Source organism: Burkholderia sp. PAMC 28687, from assembly GCF_001577465.1.
Taxonomy (GTDB): Bacteria; Pseudomonadota; Gammaproteobacteria; order Burkholderiales; family Burkholderiaceae; genus Caballeronia.
In genome coordinates, this window is the sequence record NZ_CP014506.1 from 1,544,485 (window position 1) to 1,568,542 (window position 24,058).

General features: G+C 60.2%; 18 protein-coding genes and 1 pseudogene. 7 read left to right on the forward strand and 12 right to left on the reverse strand.

Going from position 1 to position 24,058, the window contains the following annotated elements:
- Positions 1-245 precede the first annotated feature (245 nt).
- From AX768_RS22230 to manD, 5 genes are all read right to left on the reverse strand, one after another.
- The gene (locus tag AX768_RS22230; protein WP_062002142.1) at positions 246-2,483 is read right to left on the reverse strand and encodes an NADP-dependent isocitrate dehydrogenase; all 2,238 of its coding nucleotides are present in this window, start codon (positions 2,481-2,483) and stop codon (positions 246-248) included.
- 218 nt (positions 2,484-2,701) lie between these two features.
- Positions 2,702-3,574, reverse strand: coding sequence for a GntR family transcriptional regulator (locus tag AX768_RS22235; protein WP_231941464.1), 873 nt, complete (start codon positions 3,572-3,574; stop codon positions 2,702-2,704).
- A 117-nt stretch (positions 3,575-3,691) separates the two neighbouring features.
- Entirely contained in the window at positions 3,692-4,990 is a 1,299-nt protein-coding gene (locus tag AX768_RS22240) for an MFS transporter (RefSeq protein ID WP_062002143.1), read from the reverse strand.
- 59 nt (positions 4,991-5,049) lie between these two features.
- On the reverse strand, positions 5,050-6,087 hold the full coding sequence (locus AX768_RS22245) for an L-idonate 5-dehydrogenase (RefSeq protein ID WP_062002144.1): 1,038 nt from the start codon (positions 6,085-6,087) through the stop codon (positions 5,050-5,052).
- 56 nt (positions 6,088-6,143) lie between these two features.
- The gene (gene manD / locus AX768_RS22250) at positions 6,144-7,352 is read right to left on the reverse strand and encodes a D-mannonate dehydratase ManD (RefSeq protein ID WP_062002145.1); all 1,209 of its coding nucleotides are present in this window, start codon (positions 7,350-7,352) and stop codon (positions 6,144-6,146) included.
- A 94-nt stretch (positions 7,353-7,446) separates the two neighbouring features.
- Here manD and AX768_RS22255 point away from each other — a divergent pair, with 94 nt between their 5' ends.
- Positions 7,447-8,934, forward strand: coding sequence for a mannitol dehydrogenase family protein (locus tag AX768_RS22255; protein WP_062002146.1), 1,488 nt, complete (start codon positions 7,447-7,449; stop codon positions 8,932-8,934).
- 36 nt (positions 8,935-8,970) lie between these two features.
- On the opposite strand, the gene AX768_RS22260 is transcribed toward AX768_RS22255, so the two are convergent.
- The 5 genes from AX768_RS22260 to AX768_RS22280 form a co-directional block, all read right to left on the reverse strand.
- Positions 8,971-9,324, reverse strand: coding sequence for a copper resistance CopC family protein (locus tag AX768_RS22260; RefSeq protein ID WP_062002147.1), 354 nt, complete (start codon positions 9,322-9,324; stop codon positions 8,971-8,973).
- 14 nt (positions 9,325-9,338) lie between these two features.
- A complete protein-coding gene (locus AX768_RS22265) occupies positions 9,339-10,235 on the reverse strand; it encodes a hypothetical protein (protein ID WP_155524301.1) in 897 nt (298 codons plus the stop codon).
- A gap of 92 nt (positions 10,236-10,327) precedes the next feature.
- Positions 10,328-10,714, reverse strand: coding sequence for a DUF2946 domain-containing protein (locus AX768_RS22270; protein ID WP_062002148.1), 387 nt, complete (start codon positions 10,712-10,714; stop codon positions 10,328-10,330).
- Positions 10,715-10,770: 56 nt separating this feature from the next.
- Positions 10,771-11,037, reverse strand: a complete 267-nt coding sequence (locus tag AX768_RS22275; protein WP_062002430.1) for a putative hemolysin — start codon at positions 11,035-11,037, stop codon at positions 10,771-10,773.
- Positions 11,038-11,218: 181 nt separating this feature from the next.
- Entirely contained in the window at positions 11,219-15,043 is a 3,825-nt protein-coding gene (locus AX768_RS22280) for a chemotaxis protein CheB (protein WP_155524302.1), read from the reverse strand.
- 585 nt (positions 15,044-15,628) lie between these two features.
- Between AX768_RS22280 and AX768_RS22285 the strand changes: the two genes are divergently transcribed.
- The 6 genes and pseudogenes from AX768_RS22285 (at position 15,629) to AX768_RS22310 (ending at position 21,719) form a co-directional block, all read left to right on the forward strand.
- The gene (locus AX768_RS22285) at positions 15,629-16,993 is read left to right on the forward strand and encodes an LLM class flavin-dependent oxidoreductase (RefSeq protein ID WP_062002150.1); all 1,365 of its coding nucleotides are present in this window, start codon (positions 15,629-15,631) and stop codon (positions 16,991-16,993) included.
- Positions 16,994-17,146: 153 nt separating this feature from the next.
- Positions 17,147-18,064, forward strand: coding sequence for a TauD/TfdA dioxygenase family protein (locus tag AX768_RS22290; RefSeq protein WP_062002151.1), 918 nt, complete (start codon positions 17,147-17,149; stop codon positions 18,062-18,064).
- 62 nt (positions 18,065-18,126) lie between these two features.
- Entirely contained in the window at positions 18,127-19,194 is a 1,068-nt protein-coding gene (locus AX768_RS22295; RefSeq protein WP_062002152.1) for an ABC transporter substrate-binding protein, read from the forward strand.
- Between the two features lie 40 nt (positions 19,195-19,234).
- Positions 19,235-20,071, forward strand: a pseudogene (locus AX768_RS22300) (ABC transporter permease).
- A gap of 12 nt (positions 20,072-20,083) precedes the next feature.
- Positions 20,084-20,899, forward strand: coding sequence for an ABC transporter permease (locus tag AX768_RS22305; RefSeq protein WP_062002153.1), 816 nt, complete (start codon positions 20,084-20,086; stop codon positions 20,897-20,899).
- Between the two features lie 37 nt (positions 20,900-20,936).
- On the forward strand, positions 20,937-21,719 hold the full coding sequence (locus AX768_RS22310; RefSeq protein WP_062002431.1) for an ABC transporter ATP-binding protein: 783 nt from the start codon (positions 20,937-20,939) through the stop codon (positions 21,717-21,719).
- 57 nt (positions 21,720-21,776) lie between these two features.
- Here the strand turns inward: AX768_RS22310 and AX768_RS22315 are convergent, their stop codons facing one another.
- Positions 21,777-22,724 (reverse strand): TauD/TfdA dioxygenase family protein, encoded by a 948-nt coding sequence (locus AX768_RS22315; protein WP_062002154.1) that lies wholly within the window; start codon positions 22,722-22,724, stop codon positions 21,777-21,779.
- Between the two features lie 36 nt (positions 22,725-22,760).
- Positions 22,761-23,978, reverse strand: coding sequence for an acyl-CoA dehydrogenase family protein (locus tag AX768_RS22320; protein WP_062002155.1), 1,218 nt, complete (start codon positions 23,976-23,978; stop codon positions 22,761-22,763).
- Between the last annotated feature and the right edge of the window lie 80 nt (positions 23,979-24,058).

The window sequence follows — 24,058 nt, forward strand, 5'->3', positions numbered from 1 at the left end:
ACCGAGATGTGCCGATTGTCGACGATTCAAGCAAACTGGTCGAGTGGCCGATCGGCGCCACATGGCGGAGCGCCCCCAAGGGGTCATTCGCCCGCGTTGATGCAGTGTGGTCAGTGTCCTCTCAGGCCGAAAAACAAACACACTACAGTTAAAAAATTAGGGGCTCCTTCCTGCTATCGCCGGAAGGAGCCTCTAAATCGTTAGCTGAATGAGAACCGCCCTAATCCATAGAGCGGCTCAAAGCCTCAACCCTTCACCGTCCCCAACGCCGCATTCAACGTCTTACTAGGCCGCATAACCGCCCCGAGCTTCTCAACATCAGGCCAGTAATACCCACCAATATCGGCCGCATGTCCCTGCACAGCAGCCAGCTCGGCAACGATCGTAGCTTCATCCTCAGTCAAACGCTTTGCCAGCGGCGCGAACAACCCCGCCAACTCAGCATCATCCGTCTGCTTGGCCAGTTCCTGCGCCCAATACATAGCCAGATAAAACTGACTACCGCGGTTATCCAGTTGCCCGGTCTTCGGCGAAGGATTCTTGTTGTTCTCAAGCAGCAAACCGGTCGCGGCATCGAGCGTCTTTGCAAGAACCTTGGCCTTCGCGTTCCCGGTCTTGATACCCAGATCTTCAAGCGACACAGCCAGCGCCAAAAACTCCCCCAACGAATCCCAACGCAGATGGTTCTCCTCAACCAACTGCTTGACATGCTTAGGCGCCGACCCACCCGCGCCCGTCTCATACATCCCGCCACCAGCCATCAGCGGAACGATAGAAAGCATCTTCGCGCTGGTCCCCAGTTCCATGATCGGGAACAAGTCCGTCAGGTAATCGCGCAGGATATTGCCCGTCACCGAAATCGTATCCAGACCGCGAATCACGCGCTCAAGCGTGTAACGCATCGCACGAACCTGCGACATGATCTGAATGTCCAGACCGGTCGTATCGTGATCCTTCAAATACGTTTCGACCTTCTTGATCATCTCGGCTTCGTGCGGACGATACGGGTCCAGCCAGAAAATCGCCGGCATGCCGGAGTTACGCGCACGGGTCACGGCGAGCTTCACCCAGTCGCGAATCGGCGCGTCCTTCACCTGGCACATACGCCAGATATCGCCCTCTTCCACGTTCTGCGTCAACAGCACTTCGCCCGTGGCGATATCGACAATGCGCGCTTCACCCGCTTCCGGCACTTCGAACGTCTTGTCGTGCGAACCGTATTCCTCAGCCTGCTGCGCCATCAAACCGACGTTCGGCACGGTGCCCATGGTGACCGGATCAAAGTTGCCGTTGGTCTTGCAGAAGTTGATGATCTCCTGATAGATACGCGCAAACGTGCTTTCCGGAATCACGGCCTTGGTGTCTTTCGGACGGCCATCGGCGCCCCACATCTTGCCGCCAATGCGGATCATCGCGGGCATGGATGCATCCACGATCACATCGTTCGGTGCATGCAGATTGGAGATGCCCTTGGCGGAATCGACCATCGCGAGTTCCGGACGATGCTCGTGGCAAGCATGCATGTCACGGATGATTTCTTCGCGCTTGGAGCTCGGCAGGCTTTCAATCTTGTCGTACAGATTGACGAGGCCGTTGTTGACGTTGACGCCGAGTTCATCGAAGAGCTTGCCGTGCTTGGCAAACGCATCCTTGTAGAAAATCTTCACGGCGTGACCGAACACGATGGGGTGCGAGACCTTCATCATGGTGGCCTTCACGTGCAGCGACAGCATCACGCCGGTTTCACGCGCATCTTCCATCTGTTCTTCGTAGAAGTCGCACAGCGCCTTCTTGCTCATGAACATGCTGTCGATGATCTCGCCTTCCAGCAGCGACACCTTCGGCTTGAGCACAATGGTCTTGCCGCTCTTGCTGACGAGTTCCATCTTGACGTCGCGCGCATGGTCGATCGTCATGGACTTTTCGCCATGATAGAAATCGCCGTGCTTCATGTGCGCCACGTGGGTGCGCGAAGCCATGCTCCACTTGGCCATGCTGTGCGGGTTCTTGCGCGCGTAGTTCTTGACGGCGGCAGGCGCGCGGCGGTCGGAGTTGCCTTCGCGCAGCACGGGGTTCACGGCGCTTCCGAGGCACTTGGAGTAACGCTGGCGAATCGACTTCTCTGCGTCCGTCTTCGGGTCTTCGGGGAAGTCAGGGATCTTGTAGCCCTTGCCCTGCAGTTCCTTGATCGCACCAATCAACTGATGCTGCGACGCGCTGATGTTCGGCAACTTGATGATGTTGGTTTCAGGCAGCAGCGTCAGGCGGCCGAGTTCGGCGAGGTTGTCGGGAACGCGTTGTTCTTCGGTCAGGAACTCGGGGAACTCACCCAGGATACGGCCGGCGACCGAGATGTCGCTGGTGGTGACGTTGATTCCTGCCGGCGCGGTGAACGTGCGGATGATGGGCAGAAAGGCGTTGGTCGCCAGCAGCGGAGCCTCGTCAGTCAGGGTGTAGATGATCGTGGGTTGTTGGGTGCTCATCGCTAATCCGAGAAAAGGGAAAGAGGTTGAAACGCCGCCGGCCGCGTCACAAACCGGCGTTAACCATTGAATTTTGCCTCATTTTTCTTTCGAAGGGATTTAACCGCTCTTTTAGGTCTGGTTTGACGGTCGGGAATTAAGCTTTGCGGCCCGACGCGACCGGCTTGAATACTTTTATTTCGGGATGTGGAATGCTTGCGAACGTTTTCGGCGCGCCGCTATATGGTGAGTTGAACCCGCTCGGGCTCGTCCGGCTCGAACCAGTCGGGATTGCGCTCGGCAACGGGCTTCAGGGAGGTCAATATCTCCCGCAGGTGGGCACGCATGGCTTCCTCGGCTCCATCGGCGTCATGCGCCTTCAGCGCGCTCACAATCCGCGCGTGCTGCCTGATGATGAGCTCCAGTGGCGACACATCCGGCAAGCTCAGGTAACGCACGCGGTCCATCTGCGCCTTGATGTCCTGGATGGTGTCCCACGCGGCCACGCAGTCTATGGATTGCGCGATCAGGAAATGAAAGCGTTCGTCGAGCGCGAGGAAGGCGGAGGTGTCGTTGACCTTGGCCGCGACTTTCTGGTCGCGCAGGTTATCGGCGAGATCTGACAGTTGCGGGTCCGTGATCGCAACCGCGGCTTTGCGTGCGACGGCTGCCTCGATGGCTTCACGAATGAACCGGCCTTCGCGGACTCGCCTCGGCGATATCTTTTTGACGAAGGTCCCACGCTGAGGCAAAACCTGCAGCACGCCGGATTCGACAAGTTTGATGAACGCTTCGCGAACGGGTTGCCGCGATACTTCGAACATCTCAGATACTTCTGTTTCGGACATCGGCGTGCCGGGCACGAGCAAGCCGGAAAAGATCGCTTCCCGCAACGCGCGAAAAATCTGCTTGCCGATAGGCTCGTGCGAGTCCACCTGAAGCTGGCCGCGCAAGTTGGGCAGCGCGATTCGTGTTTCCGACGCGCGGCCGCGACCTCTGGACGATGCAACCGGTGCAATCAACGAAGACGCGGCGCCTGCGCTTTTGTTCACGCCGTTTGCCGAGGGCGCGCCTGGTCGTGTGGGAGCCGACAGGACCTTTTTCATCACCATGACCCGCACCTGAACGAGGAAGTAAATAGACAACGCGCCGAACAAAAAAGCTCGGCTTGTCATCTACCATACTACCACGCGGCTGTTGCCGGATCGGACCCTCCGGCATGCACGAACCTACGATACCACCACCCGCCGCGTGCCCACACCTTTGCCGCGCGGCTCGCGAATCCATATGAGTGAACACAGCGCGCCGAGCACCGCAACGGCGCCCGCGAGCACGAACGCACTACCGTAAGCACCATGTGTGGCCTGCACGATGAACCCCGTCACCGCCGGCCCGATCACGCCGGCAAGATTCGTGAGCAGATGCACGAACCCGCCCACGCCGCCGACGTTCTCGCGTCGAACCGTATCCTGGATCACGGCCCAATACACCGCGCCGGTCACGTACAGGAAGAAGATGGACACGGACATCAACGCAACCGCGCCCTGCATGCTTTCCACGCGTCCGGCAAAGCCCACGCACACGGCCGCTGCGCCAAGGCACACGGACAGGACCATGCGGCGCGCGAGCAAAGGCTTGCCGGTGATGCGCAGGATCATGTCGGTGATAAAACCGCCTGCGGCAAGACCGATGCTCCCGAGCACCCACGGAATCACGGTCGCAATGCTCATGTCATGCAGCGACAAATGATGGGCTTCCATGAGGTAGGTCGGAAACCACGACAGGAAGAAGAACAGCACGTAGTTGTAGGAGAAAAACGCGAATGCCGTCGCAAGGATGATCGGCTGCTTCAAATAGAAACGCAGCCCGAGTTTTTCGCCGGCGGGTGCGCTTTCCATCGATGAAGCCTGCTGTTGTCCCTCGACAATCAACGCAAGTTCACTGGCCGAAACGCGCTTGTTCTGCTGCGGCCTTTCAGTGGTGGTCAACGACCACAGCACGAGCCACATGAGTCCCAGCACCATGATTGCGACGAACGCCCAGCGCCAGCCAAACCGTATTGCCAGATACCCGACTACAGGTCCCGCGAGCGCGCCGCCAAGCGGCGTACCGGAACTGATCACGCCGATCGCGCTCGCCACTTCGCGGCGCGGAAACCAGTTGTTGACCATCTTGCTGTTGGACGAACTGAACGGCCCTTCGCCCATGCCGAACAACACGCGCAACACGATCAGCGATCCCAGGCTGCTCGCCAGCGCAGTGGCGCCGCAGAACACTGACCAGATGCCCATGGACGCGCCGAACACTTTCTTCGCGCCGATCTTGTCCGACGCCACGCCGCCAATGAAGTTGAACAGCGCATAGCCGATAAAAAAGCTGCTGAACACAATACCCATTTGCGCATGCGAGAAGTTCAGGTCCTTCTGAATGAGCGGCGCGGCAATGGAGAGCGCGGCGCGATCGAGATAGTTGATCACTCCCGCAAGAAACAGCAAACCGACTACGAACCAGCGTTGGCTCTTGAACATGGACGTCTCCTGATTTACGCCTCTATGTAATCGGGCGCTTGGCGATGCGTAGATGGGTTTCAGTCGAATTGCAGATGGACTTTCATCGACTGGTTTCGGTCATGTGCGACTTCGAACGCGCGGTTCGCGTCCGCAAGTGGGAAGACATGCGTCATCAACGGGCTCAGGTCGATCTTTCCCATGGCGATCTCTTCGGCGGCGACCGCGTATTCATCGATGAAACGGAACGATCCCTGATAGCGCAACTCCTTCGCCATCACGAAATTGGCCGCAACGGGCGATTGCCCCGCAGGCAGATTCCCCACCTGGATCACCGTGCCGCCGGCGCGCGCTGCACGCAGGGCGGTATCGAGTCCCGCGGGGCTGCCCGATGCCTCGATGACGACATCGAACGTGCCGCGCGACTGCGACCATGCATCGACTTGCGTTTGATCAGTGGCGAGCACGGTCTGATCCGCGCCGAGCGTCGTGGCCATCTGCAACGCCTTCTCGGCCAGGTCCAGTGCAACCAGACGATGCGCCCCCGCACGCCGCGCAACCGACAACACAATGCAGCCGATCGGCCCGCATCCGACCACGAGCACATGTGCGCCGACGAGCGAGCCTGCATGCCTCAGCGCATGCAAGGCGACGGCGAGCGGTTCGGCCATGGACGCCTGGGCGAAGCCAAGTGTGTCGGGCACGGGCACGCATTGCCGCGCGGCAACGGCAATGTACTGACGAAACATGCCCTGCATATGCGGGAACGTTGAAGCACTGCCCATGAAGCGCATGTTGAGGCAATGATTGGTCGTGCCCTTCACGCAGAACCGGCATTCGCCGCAGTTGAGCCCCGGATTCACGGCGACGCGTTGGCCGACGCGCAAACCGCTGACGCCAGCGCCAAGTGCGGCGATCTCGCCCGCAACTTCGTGACCCAGCACGAATGGCTCGCGCACCGCGAAGTCGCCGCTTTTGCCTTTGAAGTAATACGACAGATCCGACCCGCAGATACCACCCGCGCGCACGCGAATCTGGACCTGGCCGGGTTGGGGTTGAGGGGCATCGACTTCATCGATACGCAAGCGTTTCGGTTCGTGAAGGACGGCTGCAAGCATGTGAGACTCCGTTGATATTGATGTTCGACGCGATGATTCTGCTCAGGCGATGCGGATCACCAGTTCCAGAGCGTGCCGTCCTCGAGACGTGCAACCGGCAGGTACGCCGGGTCATACGGATAGCGTGCGGCGAGTTCTTCATCTATGTCGACGCCGTGGCCGGGTGCATCGCCGGGATGCATCGTGCCGCGCTCGAACGTCCATGCGTGCGGGAAAACATCGAGCGCTTCCGCCGGAAAACCCATGTATTCCTGCACGCCGAAGTTCGGCACCCACAAGTCGAAATGCAACGCGGCGCCCATGCAGACAGGCGACAGATCCGATGGTCCATGACTACCCGTGCGCACCTGATAAAGCGAAGCGAAATCCGCGATGCGCTTCAGGTGGGTAATACCGCCGGCATGCGTGAGCGTCGCGCGGATGTAATCGATGAGTTGCTCTTCGATGAGCTGCTTGCAGTCCCAGATGCTGTTGAACACTTCGCCAACGGCAATCGGCGTCACGGTGTGCTCGCGGATCAGGCGGAAACCGGCCTGGTTCTCGGCGGGCGTGGGGTCCTCCATCCAGAAGAGCCGATACGGCTCGACCGACTTGCCGAGACGCGCGGCTTCGATGGGTGTGAGACGGTGATGTACATCGTGGAGCAGATGGGTATCGAAGCCGAACTTGTCGCGCACTGCCTCGAAGAGTTTCGGCACGAAGTCGAGATACTTTTCCGATGACCACGTCTGCTCTTCCACCACGCCTTTGGTCGCAGGTTCGTACATGCCCGAGCCCTTCGATACGCCATAAACCGACCGCATGTTCGGCACGCCGCACTGAATGCGGATCGCCTGGTAGCCCTGCTCTACATGGTCCGCATAGCGGTCGAGCGCTTCGGAAATATCGCGGCCTGTTGCGTGTCCGTACACCATCACGCTTTCACGCGATGCGCCGCCGAGCAGCTTGTACAGCGGCAGGTTCGCGACCTTGCCGAGAATGTCCCACAGCGCCACATCCACCGCCGCGATGGCGGTCATGGTCACCGGACCGCGCCGCCAGTAAGCGCCCTTGTATAAAAGCTGCCACATATCTTCGATACGACCCGGATCACGCCCGATCAGCATCGGGCAAACGTGATCCTTCAGGTAAGACGCCACGGCCAGTTCGCGGCCATTCAAAGTAGCGTCGCCAATGCCGTAGACCCCCTCGTCCGTCACCACTTTCAACGTGACGAAATTGCGGCCCGGACATGTGACGATGACGTCGGCACGGACAATTTTCATGGGGCTTTCCTTGAGATTCTATCGATGGAAATAATGCTACCATACAAGTAGACGCAGACGTCAATCAAGGGTTTTCCCGGCTTGGGGTTATCAAATGAACGCTAAATCAAGGCTTTGTCGCGATGCGCTGGCATCGCTCAAAGAGAGTCATGTGCTTGGACGCGGGTGGCGGGAGCCGGCCATTGGCATCGTGCATCTGGGCATTGGCAATTTTCATCGGGCGCACGAGGCCGTCTATACGGAAGAAGCCATGCTCGCCGCCGGTGGCGACTGGGGGATATGCGGCGTCACTTTGCAGGGCGACGTCACCAAGCGCGACGCATTGATGGCGCAAGACGGTTTATATAGCGTGGTGGAACGCGGACCTGATGGTGTGAAAACGACCGTCGTGCGTGCGTTGCTTGAAGTGCTTGCCATGCCGCACGATCGCATTCGCGTGTTCGAATTGCTCGCCAATACCAACGTTCGCATCGTCTCGCTGACCGTGACGGAGAAGGGATATTGCCGCGATCCGACATCCGGCGACGTAGACCTGGCGCATCCCGGCGTCGCGCATGATCTTCACAACCCCGACGAGCCAGGCACCGTCCCGGGTATCCTGGTCGCCGCTCTGCGTGCGCGACGTGCTGCGGGCGCAGCACCGTTCACCGTGCTTTCGTGCGACAACCTCTCGCACAACGGCGCAGCCTTGCGGCAAGTCGTCTGCTCATATGCAAGCGCACTCGATACAAACCTCGCCGCATGGATCGAACGCGAGGTGGCGTTTCCATCCACGATGGTGGACCGCATCGTCCCTTCCACAACGGATGCTGATCGCGATGCCGCATTGAGCGCACTGGGCTTGCGCGACGACGCGCCGGTCCCGTGCGAACCGTTCCGCCAATGGGTGATCGAGGATCGCTTTCCGGCTGGACGGCCCGCTTGGGACAGCGTCGGCGCGCAGTTGGTGGATGACGTCATGCCTTTCGAGCTCGCCAAGCTGCGCATGCTGAACGCCACGCATTCCACGCTTGCTTATCTCTCCATGCTTGGCGGTTTTGCGACTATCGATGAAGCCATGTCTTTCGCGCCCATGCGAACGCTGATCCACGCGATGATGACACACGAGATCGCACCAACGCTAACTGTTCCGCGCACGTTCGATCTAATGGCGTATCGCGATGCGTTGTTGGCACGTTATTCGAATCCGGCGCTCAAGCATCGCTGTGCGCAGATCGCAATGGATGGAAGTCAAAAGATCCCGCCGCGCTTGCTGGGGACGATTTCAGCGCGATTGGCGCGGGGTGAATCGATCGCGCGACTCGCCCTTTGCGTGGCAGCGTGGTTCGTATTCTTGCGCGGCCGCGCTGACGACGGTTCCACCTTTTCGATCAATGATCCGATGGCTGCAAGGCTCGCATCATTGGTGGAAAGCGCTGGCAATACGCCAGAAGGACTTATTGATGCCATGCTTGGATGCCGCGAAGTATTCGACGCCGAGCTGGCATCGAGTAAAACCTTTCGCCATGAGCTGATTGCGGCGGTCGTGCAATTGAACAAAGGGGCAAGAGCCGCGATTGAGCACGCGGCCCTGCAGCCATAAATCCGATCAAGGCTGGCGATGAACCCCGAACGGGTTTTATTTCACATCGAACGGATAATCGCCGTGCGTTCTATGCCCATCATCCGCTACCGCCGCCCAATGCACGATGTAATGCCCGGCCGGCAGAGCCGGCAGCGCGACGGTAGCGACCGTCGGCTGTTGGGCATCGACCGTCGATTTGTCCGTATTGACCTGCTTGCCGGCGGCGTCGGTGACTGTGAGCGTGGTGAACGCCGGTTCCAGCGGCCCATCGAATGTGATCTTCACCTGCGCGGGCGACGCCACCGACGCACCCGCTCCCGGCTCCTGCTTTTGCGGGAACACGTGCGCGAATGCGGTGGCGGCGGACAACAGTCCGGCGGCAAGCGTGATTGAATGTCTGGTTTTCATCGGGGATATCCTCGTTACTGGAACAGCGGCTTGCCGATGGTGTTCGGCGCGACGTCATCGAAGAAAATATGGGCCTGGACCAGAATGCCTACATGCGATCCGCTCGCCCGGTTGATCGGGATCTGTGCCTCCACGCCGAACTGTCCATAGCGGTTGATCCAGATGAAACCCGGGTTCACGGTGCCGGTGGTCTGCCCCTGGCTGCGGGACAACGGAACTTCAACCAGCGGGACGATATTCGACAGCGGTTGCGGCAAACCGAGGTCATGGACGTGCTGCTGCAAGTACGGCAGGCTGTATTGAACGGTGAAGCCGTAATTGAACGCATTCGGCTGGCCGGCGCCCGTGGTCAGCGCGGGACCGGCTTCGCCGGTGATGGCGATCGGGCGCAGGTAGGCGAGCGAATCGGGGAGATCGCCCATGCCCTTGCCTGCAAAGATGGTCGGCGAAAGCGTCGAGAAGCTGTCGGCTATGGCGTGGCTTCCTGTGCCGCCAATCTCGGCATCGAGGCCAACCGATGTCATGAACTCGTGTGCGTCGTTCACGTAGAGCAGGTACTTCACGCCGACATCGAGGTTGTCAAAACCGCGCGCCTTTGCGTTGTTCTGCATCACATAGGTCTCGCCCACCGATACCGCCAACCGTGGCGTAATGAGCTTGTCGTATTCGGCATCGAAGGTATTGATGCTTTGATCGCCGTTGTCTCCCGGTACGCGTTGATGGCCGTACTGGAAATTGGCTTCATCGCCGACACCGGGGTCGTCTACTGACAGGGTTGATGGAAAGACTCGGTCGCCCGCAACCGCATGTGCGTGGGCTGGAGATGGAATCAGGAAGCAGGCGGTAGCGGCAGTCGAAAGAATCGACGACGCAAGCAGCGGCGCCGCGCTGCGCGTTGAAAAGGTTCGCATGGTGATCCGTTTGGTCTGGTGACAGGTCGTCGTCAAGCCGTCGCACGCCGTCGATACGGCGTGCGACCCGGCTATGTATTTGTGGAATCAGATCAGGACAAAACGGGTGGGGCGCGAGGCTGGACGAAGGTGTAAGGCTCGACGCGCACGACACTTTCGAAGCGCGTGGCAACTTGATGTTGTGTCAGCCGGATCGTGTTGGCGAACAGTGCCTGCACAGTCGGCACGGCGGGCATGTGAGCGAGCAAGCTGCAGTATGCGCAGTCCTGGCCGTCGGACATTTGGGTGTGTTTATCGGCGTCCGGCTTGCCTTCGGCCGATGCACCCTGCATGGACGGCATTGAACAATGCTCGTCCTGCATGCCATCGCCTGGATGATTTGCCGCGAGGCTGTGAGAAACCGTCGGCGCGAGCGTTGCCATGAGGATCGCAAGCAATCCCAGCAGGCTGCCAATCTTTCGATAGAAACGGCTCAACATGTCGCGCCCGGTTTTCCGCGGATAAGTCTGCGCGGATTATGACATGCGGCTATCGGTCACGGCTGCCGATGATCCCGGCGATAAAGCGCCCATTCGTCGATGGTCGTGCCGTCGGGCAAGTGACAGACGCTCGATTGGTTGCCGGCGGCATCCTTGCGTGTTTCGCGTTTTCCCCCAAGGCTGATGCAGTACTTGGAAGCGGGGTTTGCCAAACCGACACGGTTAGGCCCTTGCGCACTTTCCTGCGATGCGCACGCGCTCATGGCGGTGGTCAGCACCACTGCGGCTGCAGTGTTGAGTAAAAAGATTGACTGGGAATTCATGACGATAAAACCAAACTTGTGAAAGATCGCGGCGATTATAGTCGGCGCGGAGCACACCGATACATCCGATTGAAATCAATGCCTTGCCGCGTGTTCCCAGGACTTCTCCACAGCCTTGCCAACAGAATCTGTGGATAAGTCAGTGTGGGGCAGCGTAGTAGTTCACCGGGCATCCGCTCCTCTAATGATTCCCCATCGGAAAACCTCTTTCACGACAAACCGCGATGATCGCGCTCAGTTGACTGAGGTCGGCAGGCTTTACCAGATGGTGATCGAAGCCTGCCTCGCGGGCACGCTGAAGATGCTCTTCCTCGCCGTAACCACTATGCGCAATCAGCAAGGTGTCGTGCAGTCCCGGCAGCAAACGCAAGCGCCGGGCGACCTCGTACCCGTCCATCTCAGGCAGGCCGATATCGAGCAGGACAACGTCGGGGCTGAACTCGACGGCACAGCGCAAGGCGGTGGCGCCATCCCGCGCGGTCTGCACCACGTGACCATCGATACGTAACAGCGCCGCGCTGCTCTCCAGCGCATCCACATTGTCATCGACAACAAGGATGCGCATGATCCCAAACTCCGGCGCAGCATGGATCGCCGCGTGCAGCGGTTCATCCGGAACGGTGCCGCGCGGCAACGCAGGCAGGCGCACCACGAACTTGCTGCCCCGGTTGAGCCCTTCGCTAAACGCATGCACGCTGCCGTGATGCAATTCGACCAGCCGATGCACCAGCGCCAGCCCAAGCCCCAGGCCCGCCGCCTTGCGGTCGAGAGAACGCTCCGCCTGGACGAAAATGTCGAAGATCGTGGGGATCAGCTCGGCCGACATGCCAATGCCGTCGTCGGCGAGCGTCAACAGCGCATCATCGAAATGCCGTTCGACCGAGATTCGGATGTGGCCGCCCGGGGGCGTGTATTTGATTGCATTGCCGAGCAGGTTGACCACGACTTGCTCGATGCGCATTGCGTCCGCCGCGATCGGCAATACGTCCACAGGCAGCGCCAACGTGACCTCGTGCCGGTACGCCTCGAATTCCGTGCGCATGGCTTCCACCGCACGATGCACGGTCTCGACCAGATCGATCTTCTCGGACTTCAGAACAATGATGCCGCGCGTGATTCTCGATACATCCAGCAGATCCTCGACCAGCCGGATCTCGTGATCCAGTTGCCGCTGTGCAGCCTCACGAGCGAGAGTCTGCGCCTCCATGTCCGCGTTGCCACTTCCCCAGACCTGCAAGCCGTTGCGAATGGCCGCAAGCGGGTTCCTCAACTCATGCGCGAGCATGGCGAGAAATTCGTCCTTCTGCTGATCGGCGGATTGCAGCCGGTCGAACGCCTGATGCTGCCGGGTCACATCGGCGATGGTCAGCAAGATCAGCGCTTGCGCCGGCCATGCAACCCGCATTGCGTTGAGTTGCATCGTGCGCAAACCGATGCCGGGAAATTCATGCGTGATCTGGAAGTCGCGGACCGTCGTTCGTTGCGGAAGCAGATCTTCGAGCAACTCCCGTAACGCAGGGATGTTCCACTGCTCGTTGCCAAGGTCATACAGCTTGGTGCCGATGGTCTGGTCCGGCGAAGTCTGGAACGTTTGATAAAACGCGCCATTGGCGAGCGTGATCTTGAGATCCGCCTCCAGCACGAGCAACGGCTCCGACATGGTCTCGACAATCGCCTGTGCGAAATCGCGGGCACGAGCGGCCTCGTCAATGGCGCTCTTGAGTTCGTGATTGCGATAACGCAGTTCGTCGTTAGTGGTCGTCAGTTCTTCGTTGACGGATTGCAGCTCTTCCTTCGCGGTTTCCAGTTCCTCATTGGTACTCTGGAATTCCTCGTTGCTCGACAGCAGTTCTTCCTCGCTTGCCCGAAGATCTTCCCGCGCGGTCTCGTGTTCCTCGACCATGGCCAGGAGATGCCGGTGGCTGCCTTCGAGCTCGGCACCCAGTCGCGCGATCTCGATATCCTTGTCGCCGTGGCTCGTCCGACCCGAGCGTCCCGTTGCATTTCGGAAGGCCTGCCCGGCCATCTTCATCAACGATTCGCGGCTGGCCCAGCGCAGCGTGGCGGCCCGTTCTGCAGGCGCCTCGAAATAGATGAGGAAAAACCGGCCGGGGACGTCGGCTATCTGGACCGGATGCACCTCGAGCGCAACCATGTTTGCCCGTCCGCCGCCTGCCGTATTGTTCAGGCGCAGTCCGTTCCTCGCAATCACCGTGGCTCCAAGGCGCGCCTGCCTGACGGCCTCATCTACGGCAAGGAAGACCTCGGGGCGCGCCAGCCGCTTCAGACTGCTGGTCGGCGGACCGCTTGGATTGACGAGGTAGGCCGCGGTATCGCCGCGAAATTCGAGAATGTTCAACTCTTCATCGCACAGCACGCTTGGCGGGGTGTATCGCGCGAGTGTCATGCGATCGACTTCGCGTCGCAACAACTCAGCGCGCGAGGCATTTTCGCGGCCGCTGACCAGCGGCGTTGCAGCGATGTTCATTTGCGGCGTCGGCCTCGTTGCGGGAAGGCCCATTCGCGGTCTTCCCGGGCGGGGCTTTTTGATGTAGAGCTTGCTCGCCACGCTCGGAATGACGCTGAACAGCTCAGAAGATGCGCCAACCGATTCGGAGGGTCCGAGCATCAGGACACCATCAGGCGCCAATGCGTAGTGAAACAACGGCATGACGTTGCGCTGAAGCATCGGGTCGAGGTAGATCAGCAAGTTGCGGCAACTGATCAGGTCGATCCTCGAGAACGGCGGGTCGGTTGCGACGTTGTGACAGGCAAACGTGCAGAGACTTCTGATCGACTTGTCTACGCAATAGTGATCGCCATCGCGAACAAAGAAACGCTCGAGGCGCTCGGGCGACACGTTGCGCGCAATGTTCTCGATGTAGCGGCCGGCGCGCGCGGTCTTCAGCGCATCGACGCTGACGTCGGTGCCAAAGAATTGAATTTGCATATTGGAACCGCGCCCGTCGAGGTATTCCATCAGGCAGATCGCGATGGAATAGACCTCTTCGCCGCTTGCACATCCCGGCACCCAAATTCGGATGGGCGCGCGGGAGTCCGGCAAATCAGCTGACTGCAAGGCGCCGATCAATCGCGGAAACACGGTCCGGGCCAGTTCGTCGAACGTGTCCGGATCACGGAAAAACTCGGTCACGCGAATCAGGAGGTCACGCCCGAGCGCTTGCGTTTCGACGGGATCGGAATCGAGCAGCGTGACGTAGTCGTTCACCGAGGTCAGCTCGCGCAGCGCCATGCGGCGGGACAGGCGGCGCTGGACGGTACCGCGCTTGTAGTAGGTAAAGTCGATATTGCACGCGTTGCGCAGTAGCCGGAATAGAGGGCGCAAGCTCTGGTCGCCAGGATCGGTGGCAGGTCCCATCAATTCGAGCTGGTCAAGCGCGCGCTTCGGGAAGCGGCCAACGCGCCCGATTTCCCGGGCAATATCAGATGGCGACAGCACGCTGTCGACACATCCAAGGCCGATTGCCGCACGCGGCATGCTGCTGTGCCGGGCCGAAGCCGGGTCCTGCGCGAAGGTGATGCCGCCTTCGCCCTGAATGGCTTGCAGCCCGAGCGCGCCGTCCGAGCCGTTGCCGGACAGGATCACGCCGATAGCATCGACGCCCAGATCGGCGGCAAGCGAATCGAACAGATCGTCGACCGGCATTGGCGGGCCGAGTGTCTCTCCGCGCGGCCGCAACCTGATCTGGCGCTCCGCGACCGACATGCTGGCGTTGGGCGGGATGACATAAACGTGGTCGATCTCGATGCTCATGCCGTCGCGCGCCTCGATAACCGGCATCGCAGTCTGTTTCGACAGGATGTCCGGGAGCAGGCTTGGCCGCAGCGGCGCCAGATGCTGGACCACGAGAAAGGCCATGCCGCTCGCCGGTGCAATGCCGGCGAGCAACTCGGAGATGGCTTCGAGGCCGCCGGCTGACGCGCCGATGCCCACTACAGTGAACGATGCCGGCTGTTCTTCGATTCTTGTGCCGATGGTTGTCACCGATGCCCCCGTGACGATGTGCAGCCTCTTACATTCGCCGGCTCGGGTCACGTGACGCGGAGCAAAAAACGAAATCAGCTCTCAAGCAGCTCGATTGAAAGCAAGGGCGTCCGTTGGGCGCCGGTTCGGATTGATCGAACGCCGATGCGCGATGACAGACTGACCGCGCCCCGATTATGCACTAGTGGACAAATGTCGAGATTCCAGCCCCGCTACCTTTCGCGCGAAAACCGGATCATGCGGGTCAGGGTGGCATCTGGAATACGAAATGATGTGCGAGCGCCGCGAACACATGCCAACCGATGAGCACCGTTACCGATCAACTGGGTTCGACCATCGGGTTGAGACGAGCGTCGTACCTGTAAGCCAGCATTCAGGCGTTAATCACCACGCATGGAAACGATCGAAGCAATGCTCGGTTCCACTGCGTTGCATCGCTCCTTATGATCGGACTCGCATGCAGCGGATCGATTGAGGTAACCGCGGACGAATCGACGCTGCAGCTTCCATACTCGATGCCACCGTCCGTCGCAATCGTCGCGTGGCGAGAGACCCGCCTCAGCCCTAACGTCACCGCCACGCACAATGCCAAAACGAACCGGACACCTACGCCTCGGCGCTTTCCTTTATCCGTCGGGACATCACATTGCAGCGTGGCGTCATCCTGACAGTCAGGCAGACGCGGGCATCAACTTCGGGCATTACGTACAGCTTGCACAGGCCGCCGAAGCCGCGAAGTTCGACCTGATTTTTCTCGCCGACGGCGTGGGCACACGCGGCGACAATCTCGACTTCCTCAGCCGCACCGCTCACAGTTATATCGCGCAGTTCGAACCAATCACCCTGCTGTCAGCGCTCGCTGCCGTGACCACGCGGATCGGTTTTGTCGCAACGGCATCGACCAGTTTCAACGAGCCCTATCACGTGGCAAGGAAGTTCGCGTCGCTCGACCATATCAGCGGCGGACGCGCGGGCTGGAACCTGGTGACGTCATCGAGCGAATACGAAGCGAAGAATTTCAATCGCGATAAACATTTCGATCACGCCGAGCGTTATGAACGCGCGGACGAATTCGCTACCGTCGTGCGTGCGCTATGGGATAGCTGGGAAGACGACGCCTTCTCACGCAACAAAGATACCGGCCGCTTCTTCGATCCTGACAAGCGCCACGTGCTCGATCACAAGGGCCGCTTCTTCCAGGTCAAGGGACCGCTCAACGTAGCGCGATCGCCGCAGGGACAACCGGTCCTGGTGCAAGCGGGATCGTCCGAGTCCGGCCGCGCCCTCGCCGCGCGCACTGCGGAAGTGATCTTCACCGCCCAGCAAACGCTGCAGGATGCAATTGACTTCTATGCCGATGTGAAGGGCCGTCTTGCGGTACATGGCCGTCAGCCGGACGATCTCAAGATCATGCCCGGCGTGTTCCCGATCGTCGGGCGCACGCGATCCGAAGCGCAAGAAAAGTTCGAAGCGCTGCAGTCGCTGGTCGATCCCGTGGTCGGCCTCGCGCTTGTGTCGGGCCTGACCGGTGGTATCGATTTATCCGATTATCCCCTCGACGGCCCGATTCCCGAGTTGCCCGAAACCAACGCAAGCAAGAGCCGCCAGGCTCTGACGATAGAACTCGCAAGGCGCGAGAACCTCACCATCAGGCAGCTTTACCTGCGTGTTGCCGGTGCACGCGGTCACTGGCAACTCGTCGGGACTGCACAGGATATTGCCGACCAGCTCGAGGAGCGTTTCGTCAACTACGGTGCAGACGGCTATAACGTGATGCCGCCGACGTTACCCGGCGGACTCGACGACTTCATCGAGCTGGTGCTGCCGGAGCTGCGCCGTCGTGGATTGTTTCGCAGCGACTATGAAGGCCATACGCTGCGCGAAAATCTCGGGCTCAGGCGGCCGGTCAATCGTCATGAAACCGAACGGCAGGCGGCGTTGGCGGTTTAGACGCCGGTGCTATCGATTCCCGCATCCGGGCTGTAAAGCTTAGTCCAATCGCTTCGTTGCCGCGCACGTGTCCGGATGCTTCAATTTATCGGCGCCACAGCTTTTCGCCATTGTCGATGAGAAAAGCCATTCCACCTTTAAAAGGAACATCCGATGACACTCATTGCTACCTCTGCAGTGCAAGCTGAGCCCTCTCTCGAACTCGACATTCATGCGATCGGCGGCCGGATCGGCGCCGAAATCCGTGGCGTGCGTCTCGGCTCGGATCTGGACAGCTCCACGCACGCCGCAATCAACGCGGCGCTGCTCAAGCACAAGGTCATCTTCTTTCGCGGGCAATCGCATCTCGACGATGCCGAACAGGAAGCCTTCGCCAGGCTCTTTGGCGAGACGGTGGCGCATCCTACGGTGCCGTCGGTTGCGAACACCAGCCGCCTGCTCGAACTCGACTCGAAGAACGGCAATCGCGCGAACTCGTGGCATACGGACGTCACCTTTGTCGAGGCCTATCCGAAGATCTCGATCCTGCGCGGCGTGGTGATTCCGCCCGCTGGCGGCGACACGGTCTGGGCGAACACCGTGGAAGCCTACGAACGGCTACCGGAGCCGCTGCGCGCGCTTGCCGATTCATTGCGGGCAATCCACACGAACACCTACGACTACGCGGCGAACCGCAGCGCGCCGAGCACCGACGCCGAGCTTGCGTATCGCGAGCAATTTACGTCAACGGTGTATGAGACCGAGCATCCCGTGGTCCGCATACATCCGGAAACCGGCGAACGCAGTCTGGTGCTGGGTCATTTCGTGCAGCGTTTCGTCGGCCTGTCGCAACGTGATTCGGACCGCCTGAAAGAACTGTTCCACGATCACATCACCCGCCTCGAAAACACGGTGCGCTGGCGCTGGAACCAGGGCGATGTCGCCATCTGGGACAACCGGGCAACGCAGCACTACGCAGTCGCTGACTACGATGAAAGCGCGCGCCGTGTCGTGCGTCGCGCGACGGTCCACGGCGATGTTCCGGTCGGTATCGACGGCAAGCGCAGCCGTGCGTTACGCGGCGCTCATTAAGTCCGCTGCAGCCGCGCTGATTCTACCCAGCGCAGCCCTCCCTCCTCTTTTCATTCAAATACATGACGACACGGCTATTGATTCGCACCCTTCTGGTCACGCTCGGTCTGGCCGCAGTCACCGGTGCGTTTGCTGCTGCACCGGCAGTAGTGCGAATCGGCGTTGCCACGCAAGGTTATGGCGACCCGCCAGTCTTCGGCGGCTCGCCCGCGGCGACGGCGCAATTGCAGCATCGCGTTGAAGATGCACTCGCGCCCGACGGCATCAAGGTCCAGTGGCTCTTTTTCAAGGGCGCCGGGCCCGCTGTCAACGAAGCGCTTGCAAACCATCAGATCGACTTCGCTTATCAGGGCGATCTGCCCGCCGTACTCGGACGAGCGAACGGACTCAAGACCAAGTTGCTGATTGAATCGAATGTACGTACTGGTGTTTATCTCGCCGTGCCGCCCGATTCCGACATCAAGACTGTGAAGGACCTCAAGGGCAAGCGGGTCGCGATATTCAGAGGCACCAATCTTCAACTCGTCGCCGACAACGTCCTGAAGGTCAACGGATTGTCCGAGAAGGACCTGCGTGTCATCAATCTCGACGATGCCGCTTCGCAAGCAGCGCTGGCATCGAAAGGCGTCGATGCCGTGTTCCTCGACTTCAAGCTCTTCAAGTTGCAACGCCAGGGACTCGCGAAAATCATCTATGCGTCACGTGATGGCGGCCTGCAGTACACACGTCAGGCGCATCTGCTCGTGCTCGATGACTTCGAGCGCGATCACCCGGACGTCGTTCAAAAAGTCGTGACGTCGGTGGTCCAGGCGGCGCAATGGTCATCGGAAGAACCGAATCGAGGTGCGCTGTTCACGCTCTGGGCGAAGAGCGGCGTGCCGGTCGAATCGTGGGAATCGGAGTACGCAAACCAGTCGCTAAAGGACCGCAGTTCGCCGTTGCTCGATCCTTTTATTGTGGCCCGCTATCAATCCGTTGCAGATGACGCCTTGCGCCTGAACCTGATCCGTCAACCTGTCACCGTGAACGGCTGGTTCGAACCGAAGTACCTCGACCAGGCGTTGAAGACCTTGAAGCTGGAGAACTACTGGCCACGCTTCGACGCTTCCGGCAAGCCGATCACATCGTAAGCGCTTTAGCTGCTGCACGCATTCCACGGAGAGTCCGACCATGGCGAATAGCATTGCCCGCGCATTATTGCCCGGCAGTCCATCTGAAACACTTCATGCAGACCGCCGTGCCGTGCTTGCCGCACGCTCGATCGGCTGGACTGCGCTGCCGTGGCTGCTGCCCGCTGCGGTCGCGTTGTCATGGGTACTCGGCTCGCATTACGGCTGGATCTCGGCGCAGATCCTGCCGTCGCCCGTGCTTGTCTTCGATACCCTCAACGGTCTCGCCAGAACCGGTGATCTATGGATGCACGTGAGCGCAAGTCTCTCGCGCGTCGCGATCGGGTTTGCGGGTGGCGTTGTGCTGGGTTTGCTTTTGGGCGGTTTGCTCGGTTTGTCGCGCACCGCTGAGGCGTACATTCTTCCGAGCTTCAACGCCGTGGTCCAGGTGCCGGTTCTCGGGTGGCTGCCCTTCCTGATGATCGTGGTCGGGATCGGCGAGCCGCTCAAGTATCTGTTGATTGGACATGCGGCACTGGTGCCCGTCACGCTCAGCACGCTGCAGGGATTTCGAAAGACGCCCCCCGCCTACCTCGACGTTGCGCGCGTCTTCAAGTACTCCCCCTTTCAGAAGATATTCAGCGTGGTCCTGCCATCGGCCGTGCCTGTGATCGGCACCGGAATTCGTCTTGCATTCACTTAGGCGTGGTTGACGCTTGTAGTCGTGGAACTGGTGGCTTCGTCGGAAGGACTGGGATATTTGATCGTGTACGGGCGCCAGTTATTTCAACTGGATCTCGTGCTTGCCTCGGTGCTAATTGTCGGTGCGATCGGTTATGCGGCAGACCGGTTGCTCACGCTGCTCGAGAACAGGTTATCGCCGCCACGGCTGGCATGAAGGAGCTGGCTTATGTCTGCATCGTCTCTTGAACTCGAATCCGGCTCCGGCGCCATTACCGGCGCCGATGCTTCGGGCAACAACGGCCGTTGGCGCGGCTGGGTCTTTCCAGTCGCGGCCTTCGCGGCCTGGTGGTATCTGTCGCGCAACACGGTGACGGGACACGGCATGATGACTTCGCCTGCGCAGGTCTGGCATACCGCGGTCGATCAGGTCAGAACCGGCGCATTGTGGCGCGCGCTTTCCGCATCGCTTGCGCGCGAATTGACAGGATTTACGCTCGGTGCAAGCCTTGGACTTGCGCTGGGCGCATTGCTTGGCGTGTCGCCTTTTGCCAACCGGCTTGTCGGGCCGAGCTTCAATACGTTCAAACAGGTTTCCCTGTTTGCGTGGATCCCGCTGATCTCGGTCTGGTTCGGTCTCGGCGATCTCGCCAAGGTCGTGTTCTTGTCGCTGGCAGCGCTTGTGCCCGTGGTGGCGCACACGAGCGATGGCATTCGCGCGGTCGCGCCCGAACTGCTCGATGTAGGGCGCGTGTTTCGCTATAACAAATGGCAAACGGTGACGCGCATCGTGATCCCCGCGGCTTTGCCGTCCATCTTCACAGGCGTCTATCTCGCGCTGATCTATTCGTGGCTCGCGACGCTCGGCGCCGAGTATCTGCTGGTTGCCGGCAGCGGCATTGGCAATACGCTGGTCGATGGCAGCGAACAGTTCCGCATGGATCTCGTGGTCTTCGGCGTGATCGTGATCGGTATCACCGGGTGGGCGTTGAACTCTCTGGCGCGTGCCGTGCAGCGGCGCTGGTTCCGCGATCCGACCGCCTGATTCCCGCTGTTTCTTACTTCATATGGATTCCGAACTTATGGCGACTCTTGCCGCAACCCGGGCGAATCAGCTCAACCTGCATCGTGTAGCGAAGCGTTTTGCGGGCGATATCAACGTGCCGCCGGTACTGGATGGCATAGACCTGAACGTGAGCAGCGGCGAATTCGTCGCGATCGTCGGTGCGAGCGGTTGTGGCAAGTCCACATTGCTGCGCCTGATCGCGGGTCTCGACGACCAGTTCGACGGCGATATCGAATTCGGCGGGGAGCGCATCTGCACCACGGACCTCGCGCGTGGACTCGTGTTCCAGGATCATCGGCTGTTCCCGTGGCTCAATGTCGAACAGAACATTGCCGTCGCGCTCAGGAACTCGGGGCGAAGCAAAGAGGAAAAGCGCCGCGCCGTGGCCGAGCATATCGAACTGGTTGGACTGAAGGGGTATGAAGGACATCATCCGCATCAGTTGTCGGGCGGCATGGCGCAACGGGTATCGATTGCGCGCGGGCTCGTGAATCGTCCCAAGCTGTTGCTACTCGATGAACCCTTCGGCGCGCTCGATGCGCTTACCCGCAGCCGGATGCAAAACGAGCTGCAACGCATCTGGGAGAGCGAACGCATCACCATGGTTCTCGTGACGCACGATGTTGACGAGGCTGTGTTCCTGGCGGATCGCGTCGTGGTGATGCAGGCGCGGCCTGGAAGGATAAGCAAGCTGGTGCACGTGGGACTGGAGCGGCCGCGCCGGAAGAGTGATCCCGCGTTCGTGCGACTGCGTGACGATATCCTGGGGGATTTCAATGCGCCGGTGGGCGCGGTGTAACGTTGCGGGTGGGGTCGGGATTGAAAGCCCGACGCCACCCGCCATCTGTCAGATCTGTCAGTTGAGTTCAACCGCCGCAGCGGCATCGACCGGCGATCCTTCCAGCGCTACTGAAGCACGGCCATCCGGTCCGACCGGAACATCGCCAACAAGCGTCGTTCGATACAACTGCCGGTCAAATTCCAGATCGAAGATATCCGAAGGCGCGAGGTGCGCGGTCGAGCGGTTGTCCCAGAACGCGACACTGCCCTTCTCCCACTTGAAGCGCACCGTAAACTCCGGCCGCGTCACGTGTTCCCAGAGCAATTCGAGAATCGCCTGGCTTTCGCGGGGCGTCACGCCAACAATGCTTTTCAGGAAGCTCGGACTCACGTAAAGCGCACGCTCGCCCGTTTCCGGATGCACGCGCACGAGCGGATGTTCGCTTACCAGCGTGCGTTCTTTCACTGCCTGTTCGAACGCATTGGTTCCACTTGCACCCGCCGGCGCCGTGAACTTGTGAATCCCGCGCAAGCCATCGATAAAACCCCGCAGCGGCGCCGACAATTTTTCGTACGCGACCACGAGATTGGTCCATTGCGTATCGCCACCGTATGGAGGAATGGTCACGCCTCGAAGTATGGATGCAAACGGCGGATTCACCGCGGCAGTGACATCCGTATGCCAGCCCGTCCACGGACGCAGGAGCGACGGCCCTTCAAAGCGCGTTGCTTTCCTGAACTTCGAGATGGAATAGATTTCGCGATGACCATCGACATGACCGAATACGGGATGCCCGAGCGTCAGCGCTCCAAACTGCGCTGAAAACGCCACGTGCTGTTCGTGCGTCAGGAATTGCTCGCGGAAGAACACGACACGCCACTTCAGCAACGCTGCACGAATCGCAGCAACCTGCCCGGAGCCGAGCGGCCGCGTCAGGTCGACGCCATGAATCTCCGCCCCGATATGCGCGGATAACGGTGTGACGGCAATAGCATCGGTATTGGGTATCAGCGCTGCGCTCATCGTGCATCTCCTCGATGGATCCTTCGTGAAAATCGTTCAGAACACGCGCCCTTCCGTCAGATGGGTCGTGTCGCCGTTCAACTGATAATTGCCGATCACGCGCGCCTTGTGCAGCAGCGGGTTGTGGCTGAAGATCGTGCGCAGATTACGCCAGTGACGATCGAAGTTGTGCACGCGCGATGTGGCCGATGCGCCGCCCGCCTCGAACAGACGTTCTGCAGCGTGCAACGCCAGCTTGCTCACCACGATCTGCGTCTTCGCGGTGGCGAGCGCACCTTGCAGCACGCGTTCTTCGGCGTTACCGTATTGATTGCGGATTGCACTTGCCGAGCGATCGAGCACGCGGGCGTTCTGTTGCACGAGTGCATCGATTGCGTGACTGTGAGCCCCGAGGTCGCCCACGACCTGCTGGATGAAGTGATCCGTGCGCGCTGATTCAGCCGGACTGTGCAGCACCGGCCGTCCATGATTGAGTACGTAGTTCTCGGCATCCGCTACAACATTGCGCACGATGCCGGCAGCCACCGCGACCAGGTGCAATTGCCGCAACGCCCCGCCGTGTCTTCCCGCAAGCGTGGTGTAACCGCGCTTCATGACTTCGTGTGCGAACACCTGGACGTTATCCAAAACGAGGCTGCCGCTCGCGGTCATCCGCTGGCCCATGCCGTCCCAGTCATCGAGCACTTGTACGCCTTCCCGATTGACCGGAATGACGATACTGACCGGTTCGTTCTCTTCGTTTTGCACATTGATGCGCGCGAAGTCGGAGAACGCGGTTCCCGTCGAATAGTATTTCTTGCCGCTCACCCGGAAGTGTTCATCATCGCGTTTCAGCACGGTGCCGATCTCGCCCGGGCGGGACGTGCCGCGCTCGGTTGAAGCGCCGCCGAAAATCGCGCCTTCGAGTACGCGGCCAATTTGTTTGTCGTTGAATTCCGATCTCGGCGCGAGCAACAGCGACTCGGTCACGTCATAGTGAATGCGCAATGCGTGCGCAACATTAGACTCTTTTGCGCCGATCGTGGCGATCACCTGGAACAAGTCCTCGAGCGACCCGCCAAGGCCGCCCCATTCGACCGGAATGCGCAGCAAGCCGAGCTCCGACTTGCGAAACACCGCGAAACCGTCGAATGGAAGCTCGCGCCGCAACTCTCGCGCAGCGCTGTCTTCGCCGATCTTTTCCGCCAGTGCCGGCAAGGCGGCCAATGCGGCATCGAGACGAGATGTCGAGGCAGCTCCCTGCGCTGAAGTCATGCTTTCATTCCTTGTCTGGTGTTTGGTGCGCGCGGGGTCCGGGAATCGGAATTGCCTGCAGCTCGAGCGTCAAAGTATAG